12 protein-coding genes are annotated in these 19,001 nt (G+C 42.2%); 5 read left to right on the plus strand and 7 right to left on the minus strand.

Annotated features, from left to right (window positions below; genetic code table 11):
• Nucleotides 1-284 precede the first annotated feature (284 nt).
• Both ACP5NR_RS07515 and ACP5NR_RS07520 read left to right on the plus strand, forming a co-directional pair.
• Nucleotides 285-1,196 (plus strand): radical SAM protein, encoded by a 912-nt coding sequence (locus ACP5NR_RS07515; protein ID WP_428006212.1) that lies wholly within the window; start codon nt 285-287, stop codon nt 1,194-1,196.
• Between the two features lie 5 nt (nt 1,197-1,201).
• Entirely contained in the window at nt 1,202-2,287 is a 1,086-nt protein-coding gene (locus ACP5NR_RS07520) for an iron-containing alcohol dehydrogenase (protein WP_428004374.1), read from the plus strand.
• 191 nt (nt 2,288-2,478) lie between these two features.
• On the opposite strand, the gene ACP5NR_RS07525 is transcribed toward ACP5NR_RS07520, so the two are convergent.
• From ACP5NR_RS07525 to ACP5NR_RS07540, 4 genes are all read right to left on the minus strand, one after another.
• A complete protein-coding gene (locus ACP5NR_RS07525) occupies nt 2,479-4,872 on the minus strand; it encodes a glycosyl hydrolase 2 galactose-binding domain-containing protein (protein ID WP_428006213.1) in 2,394 nt (797 codons plus the stop codon).
• Nucleotides 4,844-6,178 (minus strand): GH1 family beta-glucosidase, encoded by a 1,335-nt coding sequence (locus ACP5NR_RS07530; protein ID WP_428006214.1) that lies wholly within the window; start codon nt 6,176-6,178, stop codon nt 4,844-4,846. The genes ACP5NR_RS07525 and ACP5NR_RS07530 overlap by 29 nt, the downstream gene beginning before the upstream one ends.
• 307 nt (nt 6,179-6,485) lie before the next feature.
• Nucleotides 6,486-8,630 carry an alpha-L-arabinofuranosidase gene (locus ACP5NR_RS07535; RefSeq protein WP_428006215.1) on the minus strand — a complete coding sequence of 715 codons (2,145 nt, stop codon included), beginning with the start codon at nt 8,628-8,630 and terminating at the stop codon, nt 6,486-6,488.
• Complete coding sequence (locus tag ACP5NR_RS07540; protein WP_428006216.1) at nt 8,631-9,671, minus strand: LacI family DNA-binding transcriptional regulator; 1,041 nt, start codon at nt 9,669-9,671, stop codon at nt 8,631-8,633.
• 475 nt (nt 9,672-10,146) lie between these two features.
• Between ACP5NR_RS07540 and ACP5NR_RS07545 the strand changes: the two genes are divergently transcribed.
• Nucleotides 10,147-10,683, plus strand: coding sequence for an RNA-guided endonuclease InsQ/TnpB family protein (locus tag ACP5NR_RS07545; RefSeq protein ID WP_428006219.1), 537 nt, complete (start codon nt 10,147-10,149; stop codon nt 10,681-10,683).
• On the opposite strand, the gene ACP5NR_RS07550 is transcribed toward ACP5NR_RS07545, so the two are convergent.
• From ACP5NR_RS07550 to ACP5NR_RS07560, 3 genes are read right to left on the minus strand one after another with little or no spacing between them, the layout of a single operon-like run.
• On the minus strand, nt 10,678-11,460 hold the full coding sequence (locus ACP5NR_RS07550; RefSeq protein ID WP_428006217.1) for an SDR family oxidoreductase: 783 nt from the start codon (nt 11,458-11,460) through the stop codon (nt 10,678-10,680). The genes ACP5NR_RS07545 and ACP5NR_RS07550 overlap by 6 nt on opposite strands.
• A 15-nt stretch (nt 11,461-11,475) precedes the next feature.
• Nucleotides 11,476-12,279 carry an ABC transporter permease gene (locus tag ACP5NR_RS07555; RefSeq protein WP_428006220.1) on the minus strand — a complete coding sequence of 268 codons (804 nt, stop codon included), beginning with the start codon at nt 12,277-12,279 and terminating at the stop codon, nt 11,476-11,478.
• A complete protein-coding gene (locus ACP5NR_RS07560; protein WP_428006218.1) occupies nt 12,257-13,054 on the minus strand; it encodes an ATP-binding cassette domain-containing protein in 798 nt (265 codons plus the stop codon). The genes ACP5NR_RS07555 and ACP5NR_RS07560 overlap by 23 nt, the downstream gene beginning before the upstream one ends.
• A gap of 368 nt (nt 13,055-13,422) precedes the next feature.
• On the opposite strand from ACP5NR_RS07560, the gene ACP5NR_RS07565 reads away from it, so the two are divergent.
• Nucleotides 13,423-16,341, plus strand: coding sequence for a PD-(D/E)XK nuclease family protein (locus ACP5NR_RS07565; protein WP_428005625.1), 2,919 nt, complete (start codon nt 13,423-13,425; stop codon nt 16,339-16,341).
• Nucleotides 16,316-18,955, plus strand: a complete 2,640-nt coding sequence (locus ACP5NR_RS07570; RefSeq protein WP_428005624.1) for a UvrD-helicase domain-containing protein — start codon at nt 16,316-16,318, stop codon at nt 18,953-18,955. Before ACP5NR_RS07565 ends, ACP5NR_RS07570 begins: the two co-directional genes overlap by 26 nt.
• The last annotated feature ends 46 nt before the right edge of the window (nt 18,956-19,001 follow it).

A 19,001-nucleotide genomic window follows, 5' to 3' on the forward strand; every position in this document is an offset into this window, starting at 1 on the left:
TTCGTAACACGTGACGCGTAATCTGTAATCATACTGCTCACTACTCACCGATCACCATTTTAGGGCATCCTGCCCTGCGCTCACAGTGGTAAATAAGCATTCGGCTTTTAAAGTGAGTTAAGTATATTATAACGCTTTTCAAGGACAGATTCCAAAAGGGATGGCACAGGCTTATAGCCAATGGCTTATGGTAAGAGCAGACATTTCTACGTCATCCCGCACCTGATGCGGGATCGCATTCTGCCTTCAGCATTTATATGCTAAAATATAAATGGAGGTTTACGATGAACAGAGAAAAGTTAAAGGATGCTTTTGAATACTTTGAAAACAGAATGAGCAGTTGTGATCTTTGCGCGAGAAACTGTATGGTCAACAGAAAAGAGAATAAAGGCGTATGCGGCCAGGGCGTGAATGCGAAGATCACAAATGCCATCTTGCATTTCGGTGAAGAACCTCCTCTTGTCGGAGCCGGCGGGGCCGGAGCGATCTTCTTTTCAGGTTGCGGAATGCGTTGCGTGTATTGTCAAAATTTTGGTTTCAGTCAGTTGAACGTGGGAAAGGCAATAGATGATGAATCTCTTGCGGATGTTTTCATGAAACTTCAAAAAGCAGGTGCCAAAACGCTTGATCTTGTAACTCCGGAACCTCACTTAAGGGCAATTTTACATGCGCTTATCATCGCTTCTGAAAGTGGATTCAATCTTCCCATTGTCTTTAACACGTCAAGTTATGTCAACGTTGAAACTTTAGCGCATCTTGATGGCATAGTCGATATCTATCTTGCCGATATTCGCTACACAGATGACGAAATGGGAAAGAAATATTCGCTTGTCCCGAATTACTGGACTGTTACGCAAAGATCTCTGAGGGAGATGTACAGGCAGGTTGGCCCGTTTAAGGAAGAACGGATGAGCGGTCTGATAGTAAGGCATTTGATACTGCCCAACAGAATTGCCGGAAGTGAAAAAGCAATGAGATTTATCGCCGAGGAGTTGTCGATGTCTGTTCCTGTTTCTTTGATGTCGCAATATTTTCCCGTTTACAAGGCTTTGAAAATGAAAGAAATTTCCAGAAAAATTGACGACGATGAATACATCGAAGCACTTGATATGCTTGAGAAATACAATTTGGAAGGTTGGTACCAGCCTTTGCATGAAAAGATGAAAGGCGTTTACGCAAAATCCATTGAGAGGTGATGATCATGTTTTCATATTTTAATCCGGTCGATCTGAGATTTGGTGAAAATGCCGTCTCAAATGTTGACTTCACGTTGTACGGGAAAAAGGCTTTTATAGTCACGGGAAGAAGCGGATCCGCAAAGAAAAACAATGCTATCAAGGATCTCCTGAGCGTGCTTGATGCGAAAGGTATATCCCACGAATTTTTCAGCGAAGTTGAAGAAAATCCGTCTTTTGAAACCGTTGACAGAGGCGCAGAATTGTTTAAGGCAAAACATTGCGATTTTGCGGTTGGGATAGGCGGCGGAAGTCCGATGGATGTGGCCAAGGCAATCTCCGCCGGCGCAAAGATGGGGAAAAAAGTTGCCGATCTTTACGCTATAAAGGACAGCATATCATGTTATCCGGTGATAGAAATAACGACAACGTCCGGCACCGGCAGCGAGGTCACACAGTATTCCGTTTTAACTTCTCCGGATGATAAAAAACTCGGTCTGAGGACGAATAAACTCTTTCCAACGGTTGCAATCGTAGATCCAAGGTATACACTCACGATGCCCGCAGACGTCACTATTTCGACGGGTCTTGATGCTCTCTCACAACTTGTGGAGAGTGTGATTTCAAAGATAAGCACACCTTTGACCGATGTGATCGCTGTCAAAGGCATAGAATTGATAAAAATGTCTTTGCCCGAAGTGGTCAAAAAAGCCTCAAGTCTTGAACACAGATCGAATGTCGCCATGGCCGCGACTTTTTCTGGCCTTACGATATCACAAACGGGCACGACGATAGTTCATGCGCTTGGATATCCCATAACATCTCATCTTGGCATACGCCATGGCCTTGCGAATATGCTGACCTTGTGCCAGATCGTTAAAAACGCCCAGAGGTTTGATCCGGAAAGGGTAAAGATCGCGACCGCACCTTTTGGAGGTGCCAATGGACTGTGCGAATTCATAGATTCCGTTTATCCAAAGCCTAAATTGAAATTAAGCGAGAAAGATGCAGAAATTTTTGCGAGAGAAATCGATCTTAAGGCCGGTCAGGTGTTAAATACTCCGGGAAATTACGATTTTGGATTCGTAAAAGAAATTTACAGATCGCTTTGATGAAAACACCGGGATCGCATTGGAGTCCTTAAAGGCGATTCCGGTTCTTCGACCGGAATGACAAACGTGCGAAGGATATCTGCGGTAGCCAACGATATTTCATATTTAAAGTTGATCAAGTATAGATGTAAACCACCGCATGGCGAAGAAAGTAAAATGAAGAACGAAAAAGACCGCTTGAAGCGGTCTTTTCATTTCAGAAAATCGTACATGCTCGATGTTTTAAAATCAGATTTAGGCGCTTTTATTTGCTTTGGACGATCCGGCGAGATCGCAAAGAGATTGTCTTCGAGCACCTCATCTTTTTCTGTCGTTATTCTCACACCAAAGGCCGGCTTTTCTGTCTTTATCGTTAGAGTATCACCGGACTTCTCAAATGTGATGTACGGATCTTCAAGTTTGATCTTTCTTAGATTCGCAAATACTTCATGATTTTCAAAGACTTTGTTGCCAGCCTTTAGCCTTACAAAACCAATTGCCTCGGCCAGATTGTCCGAAAATCTGAAATTATCAACGTTGAGGACTGAATCGGACGGAATTCTTACATCGTAAGATTTCTCCATCAACTTTTTGCCATTAAAAGTCCACAGATCAAATTCGAGATGACCCTCTATCGTTTCCGAATCGTTGACCACGACGATTCTCAACTCGTCTCCGTCATTTTTTATCAAAGGCAAAAGTTCTGCGTAAAATCTTTTCGTGTAGTAGTAAAGTGCCTTTGGCCTTTTGAAGTAATCGATGGATGACCAACTGAAAACGGGCCATGAATCGTTTAACTGCCAGTAGAGGGTACCGGCGGTTTTGTACTTTCTTTCTCTCCAGTGATCGACGCCGGTCTTTATTGCCTCTGCTTGATTTATCTGGGAAAGGTAGATTATCGAGTCAAAGTTCTTGACATTTCCAAAGTGGTTGTGGATGAATTTCATTATCCTTTCAGGCCCTTCTACCTGTTTGTTGTGGCGAACCATCACATCGCTGAAGATCTCTTTTTCGGACTTTTTGGCAAAGAAATCGACAGTTTTTGGATCTGGCGCTGATTGAAATCCGAATTCGCTCACAAACCTTGATTTGTCGACGAGATATCCTTTGTAATCGACCCAGTTAGACCATACATTCCAGACATGTCTGTCTCCGGCCTCATCGGAATTCGCCTTGCTTCCACCGTACGGGCTCGATGGCCAGTATGGACGGGAAGGATCTTCTTCTGCACATATTTTGGGAAGGTCCTGCAAATACAGTACATTCCCTAAATGCTCGCCGTTGTGTTTGTGATTGTAGTTCCATTCTTCAAAGCCCCAGTTGTTTTCGTTATTTCCGCACCACAAAACTATGGACGGATGGTATCTCAATTTGACAACGTTGTATTTTGCCTCTTGGCCGGCAAGTTTTCTGAACCATTCCAAATTATCCGGATATTCGGCACAGGCAAACATGAAATCCTGCCAGACGGTTATTCCGAGTTCGTCACATTTTTCGTAAAATCTTTCATTTTCATATATGCCACCGCCCCAGACTCTCAGCATGTTCATGTTTGCATCGGAGGCCATCTCAAGCAATCTGTCGTAGTCCTCATTTTTAAGCCAACTTAAAATGTTATCCGACGGAATCCAGTCTGCGCCTTTGGCAAAGATGCGTCTTCCGTTTATTTCAAAGATGAAAGACTCTCCCTCTGCGTCCTTTTCCTGGATGATCTTCACAGTCCTTAAGCCTATGCACTTTTTCTCGGACGATATCTCTTTTTTGCCATCGAAAAGTTTGAATTCAAAGTCATGAAGTACACTTTTTCCATACCCTCTCGGGTACCACAATTCGAGATCTCCGCGTTCAAACTTTCCTTCGAAAAGATAGCCTTCATTCCCTGCCCGAACAGGGTAATCACCGACCTCTTTTTTGTCGACAAAGACTTTGACTGTGTAATTTTTATTCTCAGTTAATCTGACATATCCTGTAACTTTGACAGCGTCGATGTCTTCCAAATAAGCAGTCGATCCTTCGAGATAAGCATCGTCTCTTTCTTCTATGTAAATCTTTTTCCATATGCCGGATGTTGCGATCCTTGCGCCCCAGTCCCATCCGTAAGAATACTGGGCTTTTCGAATGTACGGTCTGGCACTTTCTTCTCCTGAGTTAAGTTTCCCGTAATTTCGCTCGAGCGCTTTGGGCACTTTTATTGGGGATAATATCTTTACTCTTATCGTGTTCTTGCCGATCTTCAAAAGGTCTTTGACCGGAAATCTGTATCCGATAAACATGTCCTCGCATTTTCCGGCGAATTTTTCGTTGACGTAGACCTCGGCAAGCGTGTCTATGCCTTCTATGACAAGATCGCAATATTTCTTATCGAGTGTTTTTACTTCAAAATCTTTAGAATATTCCCATGACTTCTCTTCAAGCCTTCTGAAGAGTGTCTCGTTTTCTCCGATGTACGGATGGGGCATGAGTTTTAAATTCACAAGGTCGCCCTGCACGGTGCCGGGCACTGTGCCTTCGAATTTGAACTTTCCTTCGTCATCGGCAACCTTCCATTTTCCGCAAAGGTCTATCATCTTATCTCCTTCATTCAACGGCGTTTTTGGATATGACATTCGCGTACCATTTCGCGCTGTCTTTCAAAATTCTCTTTTGCGTCTTGTAATCAACGTAGGTTATTCCAAATCTCTTTGAATATCCTTGAGCCCACTCGAAATTATCCATCAAAGACCACACGAAATACCCTTTTAGTTTAACTCCATCTCCGATTGCCTTGTGAGCCTGAGAGATGTGTTCTTTGAGATAATCTATTCTCTTTTGATCGTGGACCGCGTTATTTTCAACTTTGTCATCGAATGCGGCACCATTTTCGGTCACGTAAACTTCTTTGGGATTGTATTCGTCCTGAACACCTTTGAGGATTTTGTAAAATCCTTCAGGGTATATTTCCCATCCCATCTCGGTTTTCGGAAGGTCGCGACCCATTATCTTTACACCCATCGGTGAGGATGGATCGGCTTTGACGACGTCTCCGGAATAGTAATTGATCCCGACGAAGTCTATCGGTTTTTTGATATCTTCCATGTCTTTTTCGTATCCTTTTGGCAGGAATTCTCTCTCAAAACTTTCAATATGTTCCGGATATTTTCCCTTAAAGATTGGATTCAAAAAGAGAGGATAATTGGAAAATTCATGTGTCACCGTCGCGGCAATGACATCCTGCGGAGAATTCGATGCAGGATCGTGAGAACTATTCGAAAGAGTTATGCCTATCTTTCCATTTATTCCTTGCGATCTGAAAGCATCGACTGCTTTGGCATGTGCCCTCAATTCGTTGTGGGCAACGGCAAAGGCTGCATACATGTCACGCATACCAGGCGCATGTTCACCGTACATGTGGCCTATGAAGGCCATAACCCATGGCTCGTTTAACGTGATCCAATGCTTGACCCTGTCTCCGAATCTCTGGAAGAGATAATCGGCGTAATCTCCAAACCAGCAGGCAATGTCCCTGTTGGTCCAGCCACCGATGTCCTGAAGGGCTGCGGGCAAATCCCAGTGATATATCGTCACGAAAGGTGTTATATCTTCTTTCAGAAGTTCATCTATGACTTTGTTGTAGAAATCGACACCTTTTTCATTTATCTTACCTTTGCCATTCGGGAAGATCCTCGACCATGAGATCGAAAATCTGTATCCTTTGAGTCCTAAAGACTTCATGAGTTTGATGTCTTCTTTGTACCTGTTGTAGTGATCGCACGCGACGTCTCCCGTTTCTCCATCATGCGTTGTGCCCGGCGTGTGAGAGAATCTGTGCCATATAGACGGACCTGCACCATCCGCAAGAGGTGATCCTTCGACCTGATAAGAGGCCGTTGCAGACCCCCAGACGAAATCCTTTGGAAATTTTTTCTCAGCCATTGTAATTTCTCCTTTCTATTGTGTTTTCTCTGCCCCATTTTCCGAAATTAATCGTTTTATACTCTAAATTCACTTTAAAAGCTCTGAATGCTTATTTACCGTAGCGGAGGGCAGGATGTCCTCGGGATGGCCGACGCTGCGCAGCGAGGACCAGACATCGAGGGGGCGCCTGCCGGAGCGATGATTCGTAATTTGAATTTTGTTTGGTATATTTGCCCCGCGCCACCAGCGGCTTTTAATTGTCCATTTTCAATTTTTAATTCTCAATTTTCAATTTATTCTACCCGTTACCTGCTACCCGCTGCCTTTATTTCACCACTACCTTTGTGACATCAGAATTCCACGCGTAATTCGTGCCCCATCCGCCGCTGAAAACTCCGACTTGGACTGAATATGTACCGGACGCTGGCAAGGTGAAATCATACGTCAACGTCATCGATTGTGATGGAGAAAGATTGGCATTTTGATCGAACTGCTGCCATACTTTCTGATTTGCCGCGTTGTGAATCTCAACATCTATTATACCGTTATTTAGATATCCAAGATCAGATGTGTTTGTAACCGTTACGGATATCACACCATTCTCTCCGATGCCGAGTTCGGCAGGCTTAACGCTTCCGGTTATCGAAAAAGACGGTGCCGGCGGAATTGCAACGGTAAACTGTGCTGCTTCGTTGGAAGACGAGAAGAGATTTGTCATGGATCGATCGAACAAGAAAGATTTAACGGTGTATATGTCCGGTGCATTTGGAGCAGTCCAGTTCCAATTAACTTTGTAAGATCCGTTTGCGCCGATCGAGACATCGGGAATTGTTTTTTGTCCTACCATCTTACCGGAAGAGTTGTATATCTCCATTTCTATTACTCCGTTTGAGATATTTCCGAATTTGTTCGTGAAGGTTGTCTCTATCTGTTCACTCCGACCCGGTGTAAGTGTTGTGCTTGAGATGGTCGTGTTTTGCATGACCTGAGGCCCCACGATTTTTACGATATGCTGTGGCCTCATGACTATCACGTTTATAGAATAAGGTGCAACCTCTATCGGTGATGAAAGTTGAATGGTTTTACTTACAATTGATTCCATCGCCCCTCCGATGCCGTTTCCCATACCGTAGACGTATTCGGTGGCATTATCTTCAGATCTGAATCCGATAAGATTGAAATTCACATCGTAAGCCTTTGACGGATCCGTATTGACGATCATGATGGCAAGGTCTCCGTTTGTATGTTTAACGGCATAAACGTTGACAAGGTTTTGATCCGAAAAAATTCCAACTATCGTATCATCCGGCCCGGCAAGATATTTGAGCATCTCATAGCCGAAATAATCCGGGAACGGGGTGTTGTTCGGAGGTTCAACGGTTGATGTACCAAAATTAGAATTATTTGATAGCAATCCATAATCTCCGTAATTCGTATTTCCGTAAAGTTTGTCGCTGTTGTTGTCATTTGTCAGCGCGTTGTTGTGAAGTGTCCACCAGTCAACGTTATCAACGCCACCCGTAAGCCAGTTCATGTAATCGTTGACCAAAAAGAGAGCATTCACAAGACTTGTCGTTTGCTTACCGGGATTGTAAGAGACGGAATTCGTCTCCGTCACGAATATACGTATATGATCTGCATTTGGACCTGCGTAATCTCTTACTTCCTGTTTAAGTTTAGCGAGCATGTCGGGTATCTGGTTTGTCGAGGCCAAAAGTCCGCTGTCAGATTCATTGCCCGGGTTTTGTGCGTACCAGTGGACTATCACAAAATCTATGTAATCTCCGGCAGTTTGCAAAACCACTTTGTTCCAGTCCGGACTCTGTCCCCACGGCCAGTTGTACGGGCATGTCAGAACTGCCCCGATCTTTATATTCGGATCGACGGCCTTCATGGCCTTTGCAAAGGCTATGAAGTTCTCGGCATACGTCTGTGGGCCTTTTGCAGCGTGAAGATCGGTCTCCCAATTCGCACCGTACGTGTTATTTCCGTACACTTCATTTCCTATCTCCCAGTATTTGACATCGTAATTGTGATCGATGTTTGCATACTTGACCCACGCTGCGGCCTCTTGAGGATCTCCTCCAGCCGTTCCTGAGAAGTTCGTGCCGTAATTAACCGTGATCAACGCCTGCGCACCGATTTGATTTACAAGTTTCATGAAGTTGTCGAAGTTGTTTTGGGGATCAACGTAAGGGAAATCCTGACCCGGAACTGTCGAATTCGTTTGCCAGTCATACATATCCGAAAAACTTCCGCCCGGGAATCGCAAAACTTTCACATTTAAATTTTCCAGTAACCCGGGTATGGCACTGTCTAAAAGGTGCCAGTCCCATGCGGCCGTGTTCAGACCAAATGCAGTTTGAGGTAAAGTGACAATTTCTGCCGCCGTGTTGACCGTGATCGAAACATTCGCCAAACCAAAGACGGCAAATGCCAGCAATGCAAAGAAGATCAACCATTTTGACATTCAAATCATCCCTTTCGTTTCAATTTTTTTCACAGAAGACCTTTCGATAAACTTAAAGGGCACAACGATGTTGTAGCCTACTTTCGAGCCGGTAGATTCGAACCTGTTTATGAGATTTTTTATCGCGGTAAGGCCAAGTTCGCTTCTGGGCTGTTCTATCGTCGTTAGTGGTGGAACGGAATATTTCGAGATATACGTGTTGTCGAATCCAACAACGGAAATCTCATCGGGCACCGATATGCCGAGATCGTTTAAAGCGCTTATGACTCCGAAGGCTAATATGTCGTTGAATGCAAAGATGGCCGTAACGCTTTTGCCGTTGTCTTTTATGAATTTTTTTGTTAAATCGTATCCTGTGTCGAGATCCGAAAAATTTCCATCGGTGATGTACAACTCGACATCGTCATTTTTTTCTTTGAATTTAAGAACACCATTTTTTCTGTCGATGGAAGATTGAAATTCTTTTCCGCCGGTTACAAGCAAAACCTTTCTGTGTCCCATCGAATAGAGATATTTCATCATGGTAAATGTCGCTTTCTCGTTGTCTATCGACACACCCGTTATGTTGAGATCTCCTATTGGATCTCTCCAGTCAACCGCAACTATGGGTATTCCTATTTTCATGAGTTTTTGAACGCTGTTTAGATCCGGTGTACATGCGATTATACCGTCAAGACGACGGCTCATGAAAAAGTCGAAGGTCATGTCTTCCCAGTTTTCCACTTTATTGGTAACGCTTACGACAGTTTCGTATCCTTTCTTACTCGCGTAGGTTACCATCGCGTTGACTATTTCACCGTAATAGTAACCCCCAAGGTCCGGCACTATGATTCCGATACTGTAAAGTATCTGCGATCTCATGGCCTTTGCAAATGTCGAAGGCTTGTAATTGAGCATTTTTATGGCTTTTGCTATATTTTTTCTTTTGTCTTCGGCTATCGGGGCTGTTGAATTTAGGTATCTTGATACCGTTGAAACAGATACATGGGCTAAGTGTGCGACATCAACTATTGTGACTTTTCCCGACTGGGATCGAATCATCTGATTTCACTCCTTCCGCCGCATAACGCTGTTAACTTGAAAAGCGAAATGCGCAAAAATATCCTTGAATTCTTAAAAAGATTCATTGTCCCTATTGAAACATTCATGATCATCTATCCTTACAATCATGATAATTTTAGTGTGAAAATGTTTTCAAATAAAATTGTTTTTGCTGGCAAAGTTATTCTTATTTTACCAAATAAATTGAAGTGAAATCAATTTCTTGATATGCCTTAGAATCTCAAATGATATTGAAACATTGATGGCACATGGCAAGAAAGAGACATTAGAGATTGGGGAGTAGAGAGACAGTGACGAGTGACGTGTGATCGGTAACGAGTAATCAGCAAAACAGCACGTGGCGGGTAGCCGGTAGCACGTAGAAAAGGCGGATGGAGGCGGAGAGCATGATGCCGCGAGATGGCCTTCGCAGCGCAGCGAGGACGAGACATTGAGTAGGGCACCTGCCGGAGCGATGATTCGGAATTTAAAACTGGTTCAGTATAATAACTATTGCAAACAAAAACGAGTGGTGGCAAAATTGCATGAGAAAGTCGCAAATCAAAGGAGAGATTTCTTACACAAGTTAAGCAATCGGATAGCCAACGATTACGATGTGGTGTGTATAGAAGATCTCAACATGAAAGCGATGGGACAGTGCTTAAATCTTGGAAAGAGCGTTTTCGACAATGGGTGGGGGATGTTTACAACTTTTCTCAATTACAAGTTAGAAGATAAAGGCAAAGTGCTTGTAAAGGTAGGTAAATGGTATCCGAGTTCCAAGACTTGCAGTGTATGTGGATATGAAAAAGAAGAGTTGAGCCTGAATGAGAGAGAATGGGAATGTCCAAACTGTCATACCATCCATGACAGGGACATAAACGCTGCGATAAATATAAAACACCAAGGGATACACATGCTTGGTTATGATGAGAACCGTGGGGCACACGGGGATAGCTCGTTGATACTTAGCACAGTGGTGCTATTGAGCGAGAAGCCCTCACTTCTATAAGTGTGGGAGCATGTCACGAAACTTCGAATTCATTTCATCGATTCTTTTTTCAAGATCGGCTAAAGTTAACGTTTTCAATCTTTCGATGTTGGGATTTGATATCTCGAATTTGTCCATTTCGATCTGTTTCATGACTTCTTTTACGTATTCATCTGGTTTCGGGGCGGTTAATTCGAATCCCATCTTAGCCCTTTTTAATCTGCCTTCTTTGTTTAATTCGGTGTCAAGCGCAGGTGGAAGAATTTCAAAAACTTTCACGGTGGTTCTGGCAAGTTGGTATCTTAAAGATTGACTGAAAGAATGAATTGCGGCTTTTGTGGCACAATAAATTGGGAAACTTGCCATTGGAGTTATTGCCAGTCCAGACGAGATGTTAATTATCGCTGATTCTGGCTGTTTCATGAGATATGGGATAAGCATAGCGCTAAGGTGAATCGGTGATTCAAGGTTAATTCGAATTTCATCCTCACCAACAAGGCCTTCAAGTCCTTTTGTCAGATCGACATCTTTTTGGATGCCTGCGTTGTTGACAAGTACGTTCAGGTTTTTGAAACTGTTAGTTACCCATGAAACAAGCGTTGCCCGTTCGTAAACATTTGAAAGATCGCATTTTCTGATATTAACCTGATGGTACCTGCTTTTGACTTCAAGCAGTTTAGACTCTCTTCTGCCACAAATGATGACGTCATTTCCAGAAGACAAAAAATATTCTGCCATCGCAAGGCCTATACCACTGCCTCCGCCGGTTATCAAAACTGTATTTCCCGACAATTTCATTTTGTCACCTCTTTTTCATCTTGCAACTCTTGGGTAAAGCATTCCCCCGATCAAAACAAGCCCTGCTGCCGTGAGAGATATAACGCCAAAGTCCAGTACGAGAGGGTACGTCGAATTGTAATTTGCAAGCATTAAGGCACGCAAAGCATCCACTTCGTAACTTAGAGGATTTAGCCTTGCTATGATCTGAAGCCATACAGGCATCATGGAAATCGGATAAATGGCGTTACTTGCAAAAAACATGGGCATCGTGAGCAATTGACCTATTCCCATGAAACGTTCTCTTGTTCTGACAAGGCAGGCTATCACTAAAGAAAAGGTTGAAAATAACACGGCACTTATTATAACCACAAGCACAACGCCGGCTACCGCAAGCAAATTTCCGTTCATCTTAACTCCAAGGATAAGAGAAAAGATGTAAATTATCAAAGCCTGAGAAAGACCTCTTATACTTGCCGAGAGCGCCTTTCCAAGTACAAGAGAAAATCTCGGAGTGGGGCTTGCAAGAAATTTGTGGACAATTCCGAGGTCTCTTTCCCATATTATGGATATGCCATAAAAGATCGAGATGAAAAGCACGCTTTGTGCAAGAATTCCGGGTGCCATAAAATCTATGTAGGGAACATTCCCTGTTGGAATTGCCCTGATTTTCGTGAACACCTCTCCGAAAACCAAAAGCCATAACAATGGTTGAACGGCACGCACGACGAGATCTGTCGGATCATGTCTGAGTTTTCTCGCCTCGAGTTCCGCTATGGTGAAAGTTTTCACCAAAAAGCCGGAGAAAACATTCCTTTTACCCAAGTCTTTTTGCAATATTCCTTGCTCTTGCGCTGTCACGATAACTGCCTCCCAAATCAAGCGTGCTGCCACTGTAATAAGCAAAAACATCGTCAAGTGTGGCATTCGCTTTGTCAATAGAAGTCTTAAGTTCCTGAACCGTTCCAATGGCTGCGACTTTCCCGAGATTCATGATCGCAATTCTATCACAAAAACTGTCTGCTTCTTCCATGTAATGTGTGGTCATGAAGATCGTCATGTTAAGTTCCTTTCTTAATTTCATTATATGTTCCCAGACGATCTGCCTTGCCACAGGATCGAGCCCCACCGTTGGTTCATCAAGAAACAATACCATTGGATGATGAAGCATTGCTTGTGCAACTTCAAGTCTTCTTATCATACCACCAGAGTAATTTCTGACAAGTTTGTTCGCGTGGTCAGTCAAACCCATGAAGTCAAGTACATCGAAAATCCTTTCTTTTCTTATTTTGGCAGGTATATCGTAAAGTTTGGCGAAAATCAAAAGATTCTCGTATCCTGTCAAAGTTCCATCTGCAGAAAGTGCTTGCGGTACGTATCCTATAACCCTTCTGACTTTTGATGCTTCATGAACCACGTTAAAGCCGTCGACGAAGGCTTCACCGGATGTCGGAGGTAAAAGTGTCGTTAAAATCTTGACCGTTGTCGTTTTTCCGGCCCCGTTAGGGCCTAATAAGCCAAAGATCTCACCGCTTTTAACTTCCAGAGAGATGGAATCAATGGCTTTTAACGTTTTAAACTCTTTTACCAGAGACTTGATCTCTATTATTGCCAAATTAACCGCCCCCATTGATAACACGCAATCACTTCAAGTATAGCAATCTTTCATTTCAAGAGTTTTGACTTTTGATGTTTCGAAATGTTTCAAAAATTTCATATCGATTTCACATCGGTGATATACTTGATCAACTTTAAATATGAAATATCGTTGGCTCCGGCATTCGCCCTTCGGTGTCTGGTCCTCGCGTTGCTGCGGAGGCCACCTCGCGGCATCATGCCCTCCGCCAAACTCAAAAATTGTGTTTCACTTTTAAAAAAGGTTTAGGATATAATAGAAAATGGTTTATGGCAGACGGCGAATAGAAAAAAAGTAAGTAACGCGTGAACAGACAAAGACAAAAGGCAACCGGTGAAAAAATTGATATGGAAAAAGTAGATATTTTCATAGGGCCACCATCTTCGGGAAAGACCGAAAGGATGATCCAAGAAATTTCAAAATTAAACCCTTTTGATTACACTTTCATAGGAAGCCAGGGTGAGTTTGTAAAATTCGCGGCTTATATGGCCACTGAAATCGTAGGATCGATAAACAGATCGTCTTTCAAAACGGTTGACCAGTTTGCAGTTGAAACGGTGAAGCGACAAACCGATCTTATCTTTGCCGATAGACCTCTTAAACTTACAATTCTCACTTCTGTAATAGAAGACATGGCTTCAAGGAATCTTGATCTGCCTGAAGAGATAAAAAACGAGGCAGCAGTAGTCAGACATAGATCAACCGTTGAAAAACTTTTATCCCTTATCGATGACGTTAAAACTTACATGAAAGAAGATGAATTCGAAGAGGCCGAGACAAGACGGGATATGTTCATATCAGGCGTGATCAAAAGATTTGAAAGCAAGATGAAATCCATGAAACTATTCGATACTTACGACGCTTACAGGATGATCGCGGATGGAGAGATTAAAACCGGTGGTAAATATCTTTTCATAGACGGCTTTTACGATTTCACGCCTGTCGTTGCGAAATTTTTCAGGGCCGTGATCTCTGATTTTGAAAAGACATTCATAACGGTTACCGATGGTGACATTTTTGAACGCGGAACGTCCACGATCCTCAAAACTGTTGAGATCTTTTCATGTAAAAAAACAGAGATGAAATTTTCAGGTACTCCCGTCGCTCAGGGATTGTTTTTCGGAAAAGGAGACGGAGTCAAAATTCATGCGTTCGAAAAGCCCAACGACGAGATCGAATGGGTATCCAAAAAGGTAAAAACACTCTTGATGAACGGTAAAAAGGCTCAGGATTTCGAGATCGTCGTGAAATCTGAAAATAACGGCTATATAAAGGCCATTGAGGATAAATTGGGAGAGTATGACATAGATGTTTCTTACCTTGGAAAGAAAAGTCTCAACCAAAGTACTTCCGTGCAAAAGGTTATGTTGCCGCTAAGGGTCGTAACGGGAGGATATCCACAGGATCTGCTTATGAGCATGATCATGGCAGGATTTAGCGATAACACGGCATTCAGTTTTGTATACGACAGATCCCATCTTAACAGGGGACCTTTGCGATTATCATATAAATCGAGAATGGATGATTGGAACAGAAGGCTTGAAAATTTTGCGAAATACCTTTCCAGGATGAAAACACTCATCTCCGAAGACGATGAATTTCAAGATCGATCTTTGGACGATCTTCAAAGAATGCAGGAACTTGTTGAGGATGCCAAAAAAACCGTCAAAAATCTTTTTGATTTTTTGATCAAATTCGAAAATGCGGTTTTCGTTGACGATTACTCGAAAGCCTTTGAAGAAGCAATACAAATCATCGGTGCCGATGTGCCGGATGAAGAAAAAGAGGCGCTCGATCAATTCACAGACTTAATCTGGGAAATTGAAAGCGTGCTTAATTTCGCAGGTATAAAGGAAATAAGCGGTTCCGATTACAGGTATTATTTAGAACTTCAAATAAAAGACAGAACTTACGTGCCTTCAAGGGAAAAAAGCGGGGTGAGAATTTCGGATGTGATCACATCGAGGTTCAGTCATGCGCCTTTGAAGATATTCGTTGGATTCACAGATGGAAATTATCCGGAATTTCATCCGAATTACTTTTACAATTCCATAGAAGAAGAAAAGCATTTCGGAACAAACAGAAATTTAAAAAGGCTTTTAGACGACAGGCTCGATCTTTACACGGCGATGGCTCAGGCAAAAGAGGTGTACCTTACGATGCCGCAGGCAACGCAGGAAGGCGTGAAAATTCTTCCGTCGATGTACCTTGTGGATCTGGAAGAAAAATTTGGTATGCCCCAAAAGCCCGAAACTTATCCTTCCATGAGCCTTCAAGAAGCGACAATCTCTTACGCGAAATGGGCCAGATGGAACGGAAGAAACGCTGAAATCGAAAATAAACTCGATGTGATGATTCAAAAATCTAAAACCATGTCAGTTAAAGATCCTGCCAATCTTGAGTATTGCAAAACGCTTTCAAAAGCACCCGTGAGTTTTTACAGGTATTTCTCTTACAAAACATGTCCTTTGAGGTATTTTTTCTCTTATGCGATGAAACTTCCACAGGCGATCATATACGATCTCGATCTGAACAGTCTTGAACTGGGAACGGTTTATCATAACTCTTTGAAAAGACTTGTAAAAGCAGGCAGGAAGCATCTCAGAGATCTGACAAGTGAAGAATTGAAACAGACTGTTCAACAGGTTTTGAGTGAAGAACTTGGGAAAATGAGTTTTTTCGAGCCAGAAATCTTTGAGATAAACCTTTTGAAATTCACAAGTGTGATCGTGAATTATCTTGAAAAAGTCGAATTTCCAGAAGAGATAGACGGAAGAAACAGAAATTTGAAAGCCTACAAAATCTACAAAACAGATCATGGCTTTGATTTTTTCAACCCGCGCGAATTTGAATTCACCTTTACCGGTATGGAAGAGGCAAAGATCAATGATATGGACTTTTCGGGACGTATAGACAGGATCGATGAATGCGAATCGGGTCTTATGATAATCGACTACAAAAGCAAAAACGCGGGAGAAAAAGCACAACTTGCGCTTTATTCGAACATATGCGAAAAAGTCTTCAAGATACCGGTCATTCAATCTGCCTTTATCGTTGTGGAAGATGCGAAAATAGTCAACATGATGGATCGCGATAAGATACAGGAAACATGGAACGATCTGATCGAAAGCGTGAAGGATTTCATCAAAGGTGTTACAAACGGAGACTTTACCCCGCAAAGTTGCAAAGACAACTGTGAAAGATGCGATTTTAACCAGATCTGCCCTGTGAGGTGGCCAGATGGAACTTTCAAATGTTCAAAATGAAATTTTCAGATCGACGGATAACCTGATCGTAACCGCAGGAGCCGGCAGCGGGAAAACGCGCGTACTCGTTGAAAAGTACGTAAAGGTATTCGAAGAAAATCCCGATTTAAGAATGGATCAGGTCGTAGCCATAACTTTCACCGAAAAGGCTGCAAGAGAAATGAAGGACAGGATAACAAAAAAAATAGATGAAAGTATATCTCTCGGTAAAACAGTCGATCTTTACTTGAGGATTAAAAGAGAATTGCCCTTTGCAAGGATATCGACGATACATGCCTTTTGCTCGAGAATCATACGCGAGAGCGCACTTTACGCGAATGTCGATCCTGATTTTAACGTCGTAAGCGGTCTTGCATCTTCCAGAAGAATTTCAAAACTCGTTGAATCTTACATGGTAAACAACGTAAAAGAGATGAAAAAACTCTTTGAAATAGATCCGACGATCGCATTTTCGGATCTGCGCGAATGGTTTGAAGATGCCATAATCAAAAGAACCAGCGATGATATTATGCCTGTAAAGATAAATGATGATCTCAAAGAGATCTTTTTGGATCACGCAAAAAAACTCATAGAAGAATACGAAAAAATGGCAAAAGAAGAATCCACGCTTGATTTTGAAGATTTGCTCATCATGACGAAAGCCTTGCTTTCGGACGATTCCGAATTAAGGAACAGATATTCGTATTATTTCAGATACATCTTCGTGGATGAGTTTCAGGATACGAATAAAATTCAAAGTGAAATAATAGAACTTTTAAGATCCGATTTGAACAGGGTATGGTACATAGGAGATCCAAAACAGTCCATTTACGCTTTCAGAGGCGCAGATGTGGGCGTCTTTTTAGATATAACAGAAAGATCGCAAGACAAAAACATTTCAGTCAAAGAGATGAATGAAAATCACAGATCAAAACCAAATCTCGTGAAATTTTACAACAGATTCTTTTCGAAAGTCTTCAACGGAAGGATAAGATATTCAGATCAAATATCGCAACAAAGTGATGAAGAAAAACGTGTGATACTTTTAGATAACTTCGGATCTGAAAAAGCCTATCCGGCAAGGATGATAGAGGCCAAATCGATTGCGGGCATGATAAACGAATTCATATCCAAAGGTCATGCACTTTCAGATATCACAATACTTTTGAGATCGATGGGAGACGTATGGGCAATAGAAAATGAACTTGTCGAAGATAAAATACCATATCACGTGATAGGAGGAAAAGCGTTTTTCAGCAGAAAAGAGGTGCTTGCACTTGATAATCTGATGGCCGTCATACTCGACCCTTACGACGTAAGCGCCATGACAGGCCTTTTGATGTCTCCGTTCTTCAATTTGACGATAGATGAAATTTTAGAACTTAAAAGAAAAGACAAATTCATATATGATACTTTAAAAATCGATTATCCCCAAATACACGATCTTATAGAAAAATTGGTGCGGATCAAAAACACCGTAGATGCTTCAAAGATCATCAAAATGGCGATAAACGAAACACGCTATCTGGGTAAAATAGCGCTTCAAAAAGATGGAGACAAAAGCATCGCAAACATCATGAAATTCATAGAGACACTTGATTCTTTCGATTTACCCTCATGGGACATAAATGGCATTCACAAGATAATGGAAAAAGGATTGGGAGAAAACGAGGAAGAGGCCTCTGCGCTTTCAGAGGAAGAAAATGTGGTCAAAATAATGACGGTTCACAAGTCAAAAGGTCTCGAATTTCCGATCGTCATAATGGCCCAGATGTCAAAAAAACCAAAAGATGACGGAGAGACCGAAGAAGAGATGGAAGAGGAAAAAAGGTTGCTTTACGTTGGAATGACGCGGGCAGAGGAATATTTAGTTTTAAGCAAGGAAAACGTGTTTGGCAACAAACACGGAGAAAGCACGTGGATGGAAACTTTATCCGATTTTGGTTTCATAAGCAGCGGCAGATGGTCAGTTCCGGACGGGATGGATGATATCGTCGAAATAAAACAATCATCTCCGAAAAAATGGGACAACGAGATCGTTTCGCCTTTTACTTTCGATGAATCATATTTAGTCGTGCCTGATGTCGAAGTTGAAAAGCAGATTTACAACGTAACCGAATTATTCGAAAAGAAATCGAGCGCGAGTTCAAAGACGACTGTTTATGGAAACATAGCCCATGAGATATTCGAACAGGTAGGCATTCGGAAGTTAAAAGAGGTGCTTAAAAGACCACTTTTCAGCGTTTATCCCTCCGAAATGGTAGAAGATGTGAAAAAGACGATTTCGAAATTCGTCGATGATCCGCTCGTGACGGAAATCGAAAATTCCAAAAACGTCATCAGCGAACTGGCAATAGAGATTGACATTCCTGAAATCAGCATACAGATGATCGGAAAGATAGACAAAGTGACGGATGAAAGGATAATCGACTTTAAATACTCCTATTATTCAGAGGAAAAATTGAAAGATTACGAATTTCAAGTGAAAATTTACATGATGGCATATCGCAAACTGACAGGCATCAAAAAAAGCGGTGTGATTTTCTTTTTGAAAGACGGCAAAAAAATCTCCGTAGATTATCACGATGAATCTGAACTGATTTCGGAAATAAAAACAAAGCGGGACTCAAGATGAGTTCCGCAGTTTTGTAACTAAGCCGGGCAACAACCTACTCTCGCAA

This window comes from Athalassotoga sp., assembly GCF_049965695.1.
Classification (GTDB): Bacteria; Thermotogota; Thermotogae; order Mesoaciditogales; family Mesoaciditogaceae; genus Athalassotoga.

What these genes read in the sequence shown, in the direction of transcription:
- ACP5NR_RS07530 (WP_428006214.1), bottom strand. Translation starts at nt 6,178, where the DNA reads ATGGCTGAGAAAAAATTTCCAAAGGATTTCGTCTGGGGGTCTGCAACG.
- ACP5NR_RS07515 (WP_428006212.1), top strand. Translation starts at nt 285, where the DNA reads ATGAACAGAGAAAAGTTAAAGGATGCTTTTGAATACTTTGAAAACAGA.
- ACP5NR_RS07570 (WP_428005624.1), top strand. Translation starts at nt 16,316, where the DNA reads ATGGAACTTTCAAATGTTCAAAATGAAATTTTCAGATCGACGGATAAC.
- ACP5NR_RS07525 (WP_428006213.1), bottom strand. Translation starts at nt 4,872, where the DNA reads ATGTCATATCCAAAAACGCCGTTGAATGAAGGAGATAAGATGATAGAC.
- ACP5NR_RS07535 (WP_428006215.1), bottom strand. Translation starts at nt 8,630, where the DNA reads ATGTCAAAATGGTTGATCTTCTTTGCATTGCTGGCATTTGCCGTCTTT.
- ACP5NR_RS07520 (WP_428004374.1), top strand. Translation starts at nt 1,202, where the DNA reads ATGTTTTCATATTTTAATCCGGTCGATCTGAGATTTGGTGAAAATGCC.
- ACP5NR_RS07550 (WP_428006217.1), bottom strand. Translation starts at nt 11,460, where the DNA reads ATGAAATTGTCGGGAAATACAGTTTTGATAACCGGCGGAGGCAGTGGT.
- ACP5NR_RS07540 (WP_428006216.1), bottom strand. Translation starts at nt 9,671, where the DNA reads ATGATTCGATCCCAGTCGGGAAAAGTCACAATAGTTGATGTCGCACAC.
- ACP5NR_RS07565 (WP_428005625.1), top strand. Translation starts at nt 13,423, where the DNA reads ATGGAAAAAGTAGATATTTTCATAGGGCCACCATCTTCGGGAAAGACC.
- ACP5NR_RS07545 (WP_428006219.1), top strand. Translation starts at nt 10,147, where the DNA reads ATGATTCGGAATTTAAAACTGGTTCAGTATAATAACTATTGCAAACAA.